The 12,346-nt window shown below is 36.4% G+C and carries 10 protein-coding genes; all 10 read right to left on the bottom strand.

The genetic code is table 11. The features are described 5' to 3' along the window. Positions 1-42: 42 nt before the first annotated feature. Complete coding sequence (locus tag WMO14_RS07860; RefSeq protein WP_055175619.1) at positions 43-1,263, bottom strand: aspartate aminotransferase family protein; 1,221 nt, start codon at positions 1,261-1,263, stop codon at positions 43-45. Positions 1,264-1,623: 360 nt separating this feature from the next. After that, on the bottom strand, positions 1,624-3,096 hold the full coding sequence (gene pap, locus WMO14_RS07865; protein ID WP_055175622.1) for a polyphosphate:AMP phosphotransferase: 1,473 nt from the start codon (positions 3,094-3,096) through the stop codon (positions 1,624-1,626). A gap of 206 nt (positions 3,097-3,302) precedes the next feature. After that, entirely contained in the window at positions 3,303-4,259 is a 957-nt protein-coding gene (locus tag WMO14_RS07870; protein ID WP_022502948.1) for a glycosyltransferase family 2 protein, read from the bottom strand. 39 nt (positions 4,260-4,298) lie between these two features. Continuing rightward, a complete protein-coding gene (locus tag WMO14_RS07875; RefSeq protein WP_022502949.1) occupies positions 4,299-5,219 on the bottom strand; it encodes an NAD-dependent epimerase/dehydratase family protein in 921 nt (306 codons plus the stop codon). A gap of 115 nt (positions 5,220-5,334) precedes the next feature. Beyond that, positions 5,335-7,152, bottom strand: a complete 1,818-nt coding sequence (locus tag WMO14_RS07880) for a thiamine pyrophosphate-binding protein (protein WP_022502950.1) — start codon at positions 7,150-7,152, stop codon at positions 5,335-5,337. A 34-nt stretch (positions 7,153-7,186) separates the two neighbouring features. Next, positions 7,187-7,837 carry an HAD hydrolase-like protein gene (locus WMO14_RS07885; protein ID WP_022502951.1) on the bottom strand — a complete coding sequence of 217 codons (651 nt, stop codon included), beginning with the start codon at positions 7,835-7,837 and terminating at the stop codon, positions 7,187-7,189. 25 nt (positions 7,838-7,862) lie between these two features. Beyond that, a complete protein-coding gene (locus WMO14_RS07890; RefSeq protein WP_349153612.1) occupies positions 7,863-9,374 on the bottom strand; it encodes an aldolase catalytic domain-containing protein in 1,512 nt (503 codons plus the stop codon). 29 nt (positions 9,375-9,403) lie between these two features. Next, positions 9,404-9,910, bottom strand: coding sequence for a GtrA family protein (locus WMO14_RS07895; protein ID WP_022502953.1), 507 nt, complete (start codon positions 9,908-9,910; stop codon positions 9,404-9,406). A gap of 28 nt (positions 9,911-9,938) precedes the next feature. Then, positions 9,939-11,276, bottom strand: coding sequence for a lipopolysaccharide biosynthesis protein RfbH (gene rfbH, locus WMO14_RS07900; RefSeq protein ID WP_349153613.1), 1,338 nt, complete (start codon positions 11,274-11,276; stop codon positions 9,939-9,941). Between the two features lie 20 nt (positions 11,277-11,296). Continuing rightward, positions 11,297-12,346: a CDP-glucose 4,6-dehydratase gene (gene rfbG, locus WMO14_RS07905; RefSeq protein ID WP_022502955.1), complete on the bottom strand. Its 1,050-nt coding sequence runs from the start codon at positions 12,344-12,346 to the stop codon at positions 11,297-11,299.

Genomic DNA, 12,346 nt, shown 5'->3' on the forward strand with positions numbered 1-12,346 from the left:
CAATTACGATTATATAATTGCGGCTGTTATATTAATATATGCCTATTTGGTGCTAAGGCTTTCTACTGTTTCCTTGATGATTTCATATGCTTTATCGCAGTCTGCCTCTGTAAGAATAAGAGGTGGTACCATACGGATTATATGTGATCCGATAGCTGTTATAAGAAGCTTTCTGTCAAAACAGCCATGCTTTACATCTACACCGCTTATTGTATCATCAAATTCCACACCAACAAGAAGCCCCTGATGTCTTACTTCCTTAACGTGTGGAAGTTTTTCTAACTTTGTACTGAAGTAATCACCCATTTTCTTGGCATTGTCAGCAAGATTTCTGTTAAGAAGCTCATTAACCTCTGCTAAAGCTGCTGCACATGATACTGGATGTCCACCAAATGTTGTTCCGTGTGAACCTGCAGTAAATGCCTTTGATACTTCTTCTGTTGCACATATAGCACCTATTGGCATACCACCACCAAGACCTTTTGCCATAGATACAATATCTGGCTTAATGCCATAATTCATATATGACATTACTGCACCTGTTCTGCACCAGCCTGTCTGAACCTCATCGATAAGAAGAAGCATATCGTGTTCATCACAGAACTTTCTAAGACCTGTCATAAATTCCTTAGTTGCCGGGTGTACACCGCCCTCGCCCTGTACAGGTTCAATCATTATAGCGATTGTATTCTCTGTGCAGGCATCTTCAAATGCCTTAAGATCATTGTATGGTGCATATGAAAATCCATAAGTCATAGGTCCGAAACCTACCTGACAAGCATTGCCTGGCTGACCTGTTGCAGACATAGCACCGAATGTTCTTCCGTGGAAACCGTCCTTAGCTGTTACTATATGATAACGGTTTGGTCCGTATTTTTCAACACCATACTTACGAGCCATCTTAATCATTGCCTCATTGGCCTCTGTACCTGAGTTCTGGTAAAATATTTTATCCATACCAATTGTCTTACATACCTTCTCAGCAAGTAATGCCTGTGGAATTGTATAAGGATAATTAAATGTATGCATTATGTCCTCAACCTGATCCTTAACTGCGGCAACAACCTTTTCATTACAGCTTCCTGCATTATTAACTGCAATACCTGCGTAAAAGTCAAGATATGGTGTCTTATTCTCATCATAAAGATACATATCTTTTGCGGTTTCAGCAAGAAAATCGAAACGCTCATAAGTTTCAATCATATACTTGTTAACCTTGTCCTTAATATCCTGTGCTGTCAATCCTGTATCCTTTAACTTCATAATAATCCTCCATTCCTGTGTCATTGGTATGGCACATATACGTTTTTTACAAATCAAAAAGGCAAAGGCTCGAACAACTTTCGTTGTAACGGCGCCTTTGCCTTTAATTAATTCGTATATTTATTTAACACTGATAAAATAACACACAATATATTGTATGTCAACATTATAATCTTACAATTATATTAACTTTTACTTAATTATATTAACTATCAAAAAGTGAATTATTTACAAGAAATACAATCGTATATATGCTGTGCAGTTATCTGTATCTGTGTGATAACAATCATTAACATACATTGCACTTCCTGCTATTATACATACTAATACTGCTATTAATATGCCTGTTATAATCTTTTCTTATTTAGCTTCATACTTTTCAATTGCCTCAATTACTGTCTTAAGTGCTTTTATTCTTGCATACTTCTTATCGTTAGACTCAAGTATGTGCCACGGAGCATATGACGTGTTAGTCTTTTCTAACATCTCATTAACGGCTTCCTCATAGCTGTCCCATTTCTCCCTGTTACGCCAGTCCTCATCAGTGATTTTCCAACGTTTCTCTGGTGTATTCTCTCTTTCCTTAAATCTGGCAAGCTGTGTATCCTTATCTATCTGAACCCAGAACTTTACAATAATTGCTCCCCAGTCGGAAAGTTCTTTCTCAAATTCATTAATCTCAACATAGGCTCTCTGCCAGTCATTCTTACTGCAAAAACCCTCAAGACGTTCAACCATAACCCGTCCATACCAGGTCCTGTCAAATATTGCAACGTGTCCTGTCTTTGGAAGCCGGTTCCAGAATCTCCAAAGGTAATGTCTTGATTTCTCGTGTGGTTCAGGACTTGCTATTGGGTGCACTTCATAACCTCTTGGGTCAAGTGCTTCTGTTATTCTCTTGATATTGCCGCCTTTTCCTGCCGCGTCCCAGCCTTCATATGCAATTATAACTGGTATCTTCTTTCTATATAATTCATTATGAAGCTCCTTTAAACGCTTCTGATAAAGGTCAAGAAGCCTTTCGTATTCCTCATCTGTAAGGCTTTTATCAAGGCTAACCTCATCTAACCTGCTTATTGGCTTTAATGGGAATGCATTCTGAAGAAGCGGAACTGACAGTGCACTGTTGGCAAATGCTGTGTCAATGCCCTGTACTATAGTCTCTAGTATCTGTAACTGTGCCCACTTCTTATCCTTCGCATCTACTATATACCAGGGTGCTGTCGAATGATTGGTATCACACAGAAACTGGTCATACACTTCCATACATTCATCATAATGCTTATTCTGCCATCTGTCGTGCTTACTTACTCTCCATGCTGTATTCTTATCTTCCACTAACTTCTTTAATCGCTTCTTCTGCTCCTTCTTATCAATATTAAAGAAGAACTTAAGCAGGAGATATCCATTATCCGTAAGCTGTCGTTCAAATCTTTTAATACTCTCTATCCTCTTCTTATATTCTTCCTCTGAAAGCTCGCCGCTTAACTTCTGGCTTGTAACCTCTGACATCCAGCCGCTGTCCATAAACACGAACTTTCCTGCCTCTGGAATTTTTACAAAATGTCTGTAAAGGAACGGCTTTCTTTTCTCCTCCTCTGTCGGTTCGTCCATAACTGCAACCTTGAAAAAACGTGGATCTATATTCTTAATTAACTTTCCAAGCACACTTCCTTTTCCTGCCGCACCCCAGCCCTCAAGCAGTACGATTACTGGAAGCTTCTTTTCTTTCATAGCAATCTGCTGTTGTAAAAGGCTGTTCTTTGCATTGGCAAGTCTTTTATCCACTTCCTCTGCTGTTGGCTGTTCTACCTTGTTCCAATCTTTTAACATAATCAAATCCTCCAATCTAACCCACTTTTTATAAGTATTATAACAGAATATAAGACAAATTAACAGTATAAAAGCCACATCAAAGCTATTCCTGTAATCAGGAACATTTCCTCTGACGTGGCTTAATTATTTAATATATTATCTGATATTATTCCTACTATATATCCAGTAATTTAGATGATACTGCTTATCTTGTTAATCAGCTATTACTTATCTGACTTATCAGCATCATCAAAATTTAATCTTTCTTCCTCAACAACTAATGGTCTGTTCATAAGTCGCTGGTTCATACTTAATATATATTCTCCCATAAGACCTATGAATATAAGCTGTAATGAACCTAATATGCTGACAAGGAGAATAAGAGGAACCATCCCAGCTGTAAATCTGTTCCAGTATACAAGCTTAAGAACAAGGTATACAATTCCAACAATTATGCTGACAAGACCAAAGAATCCACCAACAAATGTTGCAAGTCTTAATCCAAGCTTAGTATATGATGTAAAGCTTAACATTGCAGCATCATAAAGGGTAAAGAAATTATTATGTGTCTTTCCTGCTCTTCTCTGTGCCTGTGTATACTCAATCTCAGTTCTCTTAAACCCTAATTCTCCAACAACACCTCTTAAAAATGGGATTGGATCTTTCAAGTCCCTCATAACCTGTACAAATGACTTGTCATATAAACCAAAACCTGTAAAATGCTCTATCTGTTCAACAGAAGACATTTTTTTAATAAGCTTGTAATAACAGGTTCTTAAGAAATACATTATCTTGCTTTCTTTACTGCTTGACTTTACTGCACATACTATCTTATAGCCCTTTTCCCATTCTGCTACAAGTCTTGGAATTACATCAATAGGGTCCTGAAAGTCTGCACATACTGGTATTGTACAATCGCCATCTGTATTAATAATACCATAATATGGAGAATTAAACTGTCCAAAATTCTTAGCATTAAATATTGCCTTAATCTTCTTATTACCCTCACATAACTGTCTTAACTTAACTCTTGTTGTATCAGTTGAGTCGTTATCAATAAATGTTATGTCATAATCATACTGTGGCAGATCCTTTGCAAACATCTCTATCAACGCTTCGCTGAGAGGTATAACATTTTCTTCCTCATTATAACAAGGTACCATAATACTAATCTTCTTCATCTTAATCTCCATTCTTACTTCTTTATTACATCTAAGATATTATAAATTCTGTGTTCTACACCATTCTATTGTCTCTTTTATACCATCTTCAAAAGAATACCTTGGCTCAAATCCAGTGTCTTCTCTTAACGCTGTAATATCTGCACACAAGTACATTACCTGTAAAGGACCATATGGAATATCTCCATATCCTATTGTGACATTTTTATTGGCATTTTGTCCTATAATATCAATATATTCTTTTAACGGTCTTGCTTTACCGCTTCCTATGCAGTATGTTCTACCGTCTGTACCTTTCTCACCAAGTAATCTCATTGCTAATGCTGCATCCTTTGAATAAAGGAAATCCCACATCTGCTCACCCTTAGTACAAGATGGCTTTTCTGAATTAAGAAGCTTATAAATAGTGCTCATAACCATTGTATTCTCACCATCATAAGGACCATATATGCTAAGTATCCTTGTCCATATATGACGCATTCCCTTCTGCTTACAGGCAATTCTTGTCATCTGTCCAGCACATAACTTGGCAATCCCATAACCATTTTCAGGAAATGCAGGAACACTCTCATTCAAAGAGCCTTCATATCTGCCATATTCAGCCTGTGAACCAGCACCTATAAAAGTATCACAGCCAAGTGCAAAAGCAGCTTCAACCGCATCAAGTGCATATTTTACATTAAGATTTTGTCCATACATATTATTTCTGCTGTTGCCAAATGTTCCGTCCCAGCCAAAATGATAGAACACATCAGCTCCCTCTCGAATAAGCTCTGGCAGTTTATTAAGCTCTGACAAATCGCAGTCAACACGCTTTACCATATCACTTGTCTTAATTCTGTCTGCACGTCTTGAACCCGGTCTTACAACAGCAACAACCTCTACTCCGTTAGATACAAGTTCATTAATCAGTGCTAATCCAATAGAACCTGTAGGTCCTGTAATTACCGCTCTTTTCATTAAAATCCCCATTTCTATATACTGGTTTCTATATTTATCCTGATATGGGACAGCAAGACTATCATTACTGATATTTACGCTGTCCCAATGAATGATTATAAATTATCAATTACAGTTATGCAAGATGATTGCTTTCATATTCTTCCCTGTCAAGGAATGGTGCCATATCATCAACTGCCGCTGATACTATCTTTCCGTCTGGAAGTACCTTTGAACTTGACTTTGGTGCAAAATTCTGGTGCCAGTCTACAACTACCTCACAGAATACAGGACCCTTATGGTTAATAACTTCATCTATAGTTTCATTAATGCCATCAAGTCTGTCTATTCTGTAATAAGGAATATCAAAAGCTGGTATTACTCTTGAGAAGTCTGGTGTGCTAAGACCATATCCTCCACCAATTCCTACATATGGCTGTCCCTTAAACAGATTAGTCTGTGTCTGTCTGATAGAATGATATCCATTATTATTAATAAGGAATATCTTGATATCAAGATTATTGTATACAATAGTCTGTAACTCCTGCATATTCATCATAAAGCTTCCATCACCCTCAACACAGATAATTCTCTTATCTGGTTCTGACACGCTTGCTCCTACTGCTGCTGGAAGTCCATAACCCATTGCCGCACAACCCGAATTAGTATATAATCTCTGACCCTTCTTAATATCAGCCGCCTGAAATGTTATAACACACGCCGCACCATTACTGCACACAACACTGTCATCTTCATTTAATTCCTCAAATAACTTTGTTGTGAATACATATGGATTTAAGCCGTCTTTATCTTCATAATATTCTGGAAGTGTCGCTGGATACTTCTTATCTAACTGTCTGCACCAGTCAACCCATTCCTTATGGCTGTCATTCTTCTCATATTCTGCCTCATTAACAGACTTGAAGAAATCTCTTAAATCTGCGTGAACAGGATAATCAACCTTCACTGTTGGCTTATTAAGCTCTGCAGCATCTATATCTACAACTATCTTATAAGCATTTTTGCCAAAATCGCCAAAATTATATCCTATCATACGAATATTCATTCTACAGCCTAATACAATAAGTAAATCTGCGTTCTGAACTATGAAATTACCTGCCCTTGTACCTACTGTACCAGGTCTTCCACAATATAATGGGTGCTCATCCCATATAATATCGTGTGCGTCCCACGCTGTAACAACTGGAATTCCAAGCTTATCTATACATTTAATGAATTCATTCTGCTGGTTAGCGTGTCTTATAGCTGTTCCTGCAAGTATTACAGGTCTTTTAGCTTCTTTAATCTTCGCAAGCACATCCTTAGTATACTGTTCATCATATACCGGGTTATCCTGATTAAATGATGCCCAGTGCTCATCAATATAACCCTGCTTGTCAAAGCCCTCTAAATCGTCTGTTTCAATAAATGTTGAGGCAACATCGCCAGGAATATCGAGCCATACCGGACCCGGACGTCCATTAAGCATAAGAAACCAAGCCTTCTCAACTTCTTTTCTTATACTCATAGGATCTGTAATCATCTTGGCATACTTAGTCATAGTAGATACTGCTGATGTAATATTAACTTCCTGATCACCAAGCTGACGAAGCGGAAGGTTAGTTGACCATACTGTTGTCTCTCTTTTAGCCTGTCCGGTAACAACAAACATTGGAATAGAATCAACATATGCACCGAATACACCTGTAATTGCATTAGTTCCGCCAGGACCACCAGTTACACATACAGGAGCAATCTTTCCTGTCTGTCTTGTATAACCTTCTGCAGCAATTGTACAAGCCTGTTCGTGATGATTATAAGTAATCTTTAAGCCTTCCTGATGTCCAAATGCATCATTAAGGTGCATAGCTGCTCCACCAGTTATCATAAACATATCGGTTACACCCTGCTTAACAAAGAATTCTGATATATATTTTGCAACTTTCATTCTCATAATGTTTATCCATCCTTTTAATAATATTCTATCTTTATATTAAATTAAGCAGGTCTAAAGGCATTGCCGCCGCTCCTACTGCCTTGAACTTGTATACATCTTCTGGTGCCCTGAAATCAAATCCATAGGTTACACCTATGAAATCCATACCAATCTTTTCTGCACCTATAGCATCGTGACTGCTGTCACCAATCATAACTGCATTAGAATAATCAGTAACTCCTAAGTCAACCATACATTTCTCGATAATATCAACCTTTTTTAACTTATTATTATGGTCAGCACCATATAATATATTAGTATACTTATCAAATCCAAAATGCTTTAAAATTGCCTCAGCATAATCCTGTCTTTTATAAGTTGCTACCGCAAGCTTTACATTTCTTTCCATAAGCTTGTCAAACACTTCATATATTCCATCATATGGAACTGCCTTAAGAAGCTCATAATCCTTATATCTGTTTCTAAAGCAGGTTGCAATGTCCTGTAATATATCTCCACTAAGATTATATGCTTTGGCGAATGAGTCCTGAATTGGAGGTCCGATAAATGTCTTTAAAACATCCTCACTTAATGGCTCAAATCCCATCTTATCTATTGTATATTTTACTGATGCAAGAACCCCTTCTGTTGTATCAAGAAGTGTTCCGTCTACATCAAATACCGCTATCTCATATTTTCCCATAGTTATTTCCTTTTTCTTGTGATATTTATATGATAAAACCGCATTTTCCTAAAATCAACTTTAATATATATAATGAATTATCACCAGCTTCATCTGAGCCAGTAGTATTCTTGAATTCTTCTTTATCAAATACATAATCAAAATGGTCACCATTATTAGGCGTAACATCACTTAATGTAATAATCTTTACTGTATCTGGTCTGTCTGATAACTGTGCTGACAGATTAACATAGCTTTTACTGTCACTGATAAATACATACTCATCCAGCTGGTCTGATTTATCATCTATGCCTTTATCAGTCAGACTGTCAAACGATATCGTAATATCTTTAGCAAGACTGTTAACCCATATTACCGTTCCCTTATAAATTCTGTTATCATCTGATACTGTTACTTTGCTGTCATCTACATCAGGCTTAACCATAACATCCTGATTAACCCCAGCACTTTTTATAATGATATTCTGATTATATAAATCTTTCTTTAAATTATTATATGATTCATCTGAAATATCTGTAATTATTTTCTTGTAATTATCATATAACTGCTTTATAAACTGCTCATCATACATAAGCTGCTTATCTTCACTCTTAGCAAGTTCAGATAATATTTCATTAATCTGCCTTATTGATAAGTTTTCCTTATCCATAAGATATGAAACATAGCTTGGATGACAGCTGTTAAATGCCGCCATATAAAAGAACATATTATAGCCCCAAGGCTTAGTTCTGTAAATATCCATAATATTACAGTTCAAGGCTTCCAAAATCTGGCTTATATCATAATTCTTATTATAATAATCATTAAGGTGCATAGCCAGAAGCTCTATCGGACAATTACCTGCACTTTTCCCCATCCCATATACTGTAGCATCTACAAGTACATCTCTTTTCGTATTACATAGAAGCATTTCCTGACAATTAGCAAATGCTCTCTGGAAATTATTGTGCGAATGGTATCCAAGACTTATATTTTCCTTTAACCCCTCATCAAGCATATAAAAATAATGCAAAAGACTATCCTTCTGCAACAGACCATATGTGTCAACCATTGATACTGCATATGGCTCTATATCATTAGCAAGCTTTATTAAATCCTGCAATTCTTCATCATTATAGCTTGTAATTGAAACAAGCTGTACAAATACCTTATAACCAAGTGCTTTTACCTTGGCACAGTATTCAACAGCTTCTTTTCTCTTATCTTTTTTAAATATTACCCTTATTCCATCTAATATGGACTCATTACAAGGCTGAAGGTTAGACAGACTACAAGTACCGTAGTCTATCATACCTACAACCATAGTATCTTTATGGTTACATTTACCATATACTTCTTCAAAGCTTCTGGTATCAGGAAGGATACTTCTATTGATGTCGAACTTTCTTCTTTCATCAATAAATCCAACTTCTACTATATCAATTCTGGCATTTACAAGCCTTTCAAATATACTTATTAAATTATTATGACCGAAATTCCAGTCATTAACATATCCACCATCTCGTAATGTACAATCTAATAGCTGAATTCTACCCAAGTTACTTACCTTCCATCATAATTAGTTAATTACTTTTTGCCAAATGCCCAAAGCTTATTCATAAAGAAGTTGATAGGAATACTTATAACAAGATTAATAATAGGTGCTAACATCTTGCTTATATGAAGAACTGATACCCACAATACTGATAATATATTATTAAGAATCAATCCTGTAAATCCATAAGAAACATATGTCTTAAATAATGCTGCCCATATATTTCTTTTTTCGCCTTCTTCTTTCTTAAATACAAACTTGTTATTCCAGTAAAATGACCAAAGAACACTAAGTAACCAGGAAACAATGTTCGCAATGATATAATCAAACTTTACACCGCTCTTAGATACAAGCAAAAGTGTTACAACATAAAGTAAATAAGAAATAATTGTATTAGACACACCTACTAATCCAAACTGTAAGAATTCCTTGAATGTCTGTCTTTTCTTGTCTGTTAAGTCCTTTTTGATAATCTTAAAAAGCAGCTCAACAAAAAACATATAAATTTTTTCAATAAAACCGTATATTGTCTTACCCATATTAATGTACTTTCCTTATGACCATAAATTACTGATTAACAGCTTCCTTGATTGTCTTAGCCATATAATCAATCATCTCATCTGTCATTCCTGGATATACACCTACCCAGAATGTATCTCTCATAATTCTGTCTGTGTTGTCAAGAGTTCCTACTACTCTGTAGCCTTCTTTTGTTGCTCTCATCTCATCAAAGCAAGGGTGCTTTATAAGGTTACCAGCAAAGAGGTTTCTTGTCTGGACACCGTGGCTTTCGATATATTCTACGATTGCCTTTCTGTCAAGACCTTCTCTTACTGTAATAAGGAAACCAAACCAGCTTGGTCTTGAATTATCACAAGGAACTGGAAGAATTACCTTATCTTCAATATCAGCAAGTGCTGCTCTTAATCTGTCAAAGTTATGTCTTCTTCTCTCAACAAATGAAGGGAACTTCTCAAGCTGTGCACAGCCTACTGCTGTCTGCATATCTGTTGCCTTGAGATTATAACCAAAATGTGAATATACATACTTATGGTCATATCCTAATGGAAGCTCGCCATACTGCTTATCAAATCTGTGTCCACAGAGATTATCCTTACCAGAAGGACATACGCAGTCACGTCCCCAGTCTCTGAATGAACGGATACACTTGTTAAGAAGTGGGTTGTTAGTATATACGGCACCACCTTCACCCATTGTCATATGGTGTGGAGGATAGAAGCTGCTTGTTCCTATATCACCGATTGTACCTGTGAACTTCTCTTCTCCATTAATTGTATATTTTGAACCAAGTGCATCACAGTTATCTTCTACTAACCAGAGATTGTGCTTATCACAGAATTCCTTAACTGCTGATAAATCAAATGGATTACCAAGTGTATGTGCAATCATAACAGCTTTTGTCTTATCTGAATATGCTTCTTCAAGCTTTGTTACATCAATATTGTACTGTGGAATTGTAACGTCTACAAATACAGGAACTGCACCATACTGGATAGCTGGAGTAACTGTAGTTGGGAAACCAGCAGCAACAGTGATAATCTCATCACCTCTGTTAATTCTTCTCTCACCAAGAAGTGGTGATGTAAGTGCCATAAATGCGTTAAGGTTAGCTGATGAACCTGAGTTGACAACTGATACATACTTTACATTAAGGTATTCACCGAGCTTCTTTTCAAACTCATCTGTATAACGTCCTGATGTAAGCCAGAATTCAAGTGCTGAATCAACAAGATTCATCATTTCCTTGCTGTCATACACACGGCTTGCGTATGATATTCTGTCTCCCTCTTTGTACTGTTTCTGGTTATGATACTTCTTGCAGTACTCATCTACCATTGCAAGAATTTCTTCTCTTGCTTCTAATTCATTCTTATTATCAAACATTATTTATCCTCCATAATTAATTATTCTGCAAAGAATTCGTCTATCTGCATATCCATACATTTAACTACATCGCCATTAGCCGCATATACCTTTGACCATTCAACTGACTTTTCAATAGCTGTATCAAAGTTCCAGCGTGGTTTCCAGCCAAATGTTGTCTTTAACTTAGAGCAGTCAAGCTTTAAGAAATTAGCCTCGTGTGGACCTCCGTCATACTTGTTAACCCATTTAAGTCCTTCGCCCCATTTATTACAAAATGTGTCTACAAGAACTCCTGTTGTTATACAATCGCTTTCATCTGGACCTACGTTATAGAAATCAGCATACTTCTTATCTTTGAACTGTTCCATAGCTATCATAAGATAAGCTGCAAGTGGTTCTAATACGTGCTGGTATGGTCTTGTTGAATGTGGGTTACGTACAACTATATCTTCCTTCTTAATAGCTGCTCTTACACAATCTGGCACAATTCTGTCATTGGCAAAATCACCGCCGCCGATTACATTACCAGCTCTTGCTGTTGATACAGATACATCCATATCATTGAAGAATGAATTGATATAACTGTGTGTAACAAGCTCTGAGCAGGATTTACTGTTAGAATATGGATCATATCCGTCAAGTGGTTCATTTTCTCTATAACCCCATGCCCATTCATTATTATGGTATACCTTATCAGTAGTTACATTAAGGAATGATTTAACACAAGGGTTAAGTCTTACACATTCACATATATTAACTGTACCCATAACATTAGTTTCATAAGTGTATACAGGGTCTTTATATGAATCCCTTACAATAGGCTGTGCAGCAAGATGTAATACTATCTCAGGCTGTACTTCCTTAAACACTTCCTTTAAATGTGCTAAATCTCTTATATCACCTATAACAGAATTAATATTGTTCTCAACGTCTGCCATTGAAAAAAGATTAGGATCCGTAGGTGCTTCAAGTGAATATCCTGTAACCTCTGCTCCTGCTTTTACAAGAATTCTGCAAAGCCAAGAACCCTTAAATCCTGTATGTCCTGTAACAAGAACTTTTTTGCCTTTATAAAAACTTAAATCCAT

The organism is Lachnospira rogosae (ex Hitch et al. 2025) (assembly GCF_040096455.1).
Taxonomy (GTDB): domain Bacteria; phylum Bacillota; class Clostridia; order Lachnospirales; family Lachnospiraceae; genus Lachnospira; species Lachnospira rogosae.

Coding starts and splice junctions, on each gene's coding strand:
- WMO14_RS07860 (WP_055175619.1), bottom strand. CDS start 1,263: ATGAAGTTAAAGGATACAGGATTGACAGCACAGGATATTAAGGACAAG.
- pap (WP_055175622.1), bottom strand. CDS start 3,096: ATGTTAAAAGATTGGAACAAGGTAGAACAGCCAACAGCAGAGGAAGTG.
- WMO14_RS07870 (WP_022502948.1), bottom strand. CDS start 4,259: ATGAAGAAGATTAGTATTATGGTACCTTGTTATAATGAGGAAGAAAAT.
- WMO14_RS07875 (WP_022502949.1), bottom strand. CDS start 5,219: ATGAAAAGAGCGGTAATTACAGGACCTACAGGTTCTATTGGATTAGCA.
- WMO14_RS07880 (WP_022502950.1), bottom strand. CDS start 7,152: ATGAGAATGAAAGTTGCAAAATATATATCAGAATTCTTTGTTAAGCAG.
- WMO14_RS07885 (WP_022502951.1), bottom strand. CDS start 7,837: ATGGGAAAATATGAGATAGCGGTATTTGATGTAGACGGAACACTTCTT.
- WMO14_RS07895 (WP_022502953.1), bottom strand. CDS start 9,910: ATGGGTAAGACAATATACGGTTTTATTGAAAAAATTTATATGTTTTTT.
- rfbH (WP_349153613.1), bottom strand. CDS start 11,276: ATGTTTGATAATAAGAATGAATTAGAAGCAAGAGAAGAAATTCTTGCA.
- rfbG (WP_022502955.1), bottom strand. CDS start 12,346: ATGGATTTAAGTTTTTATAAAGGCAAAAAAGTTCTTGTTACAGGACAT.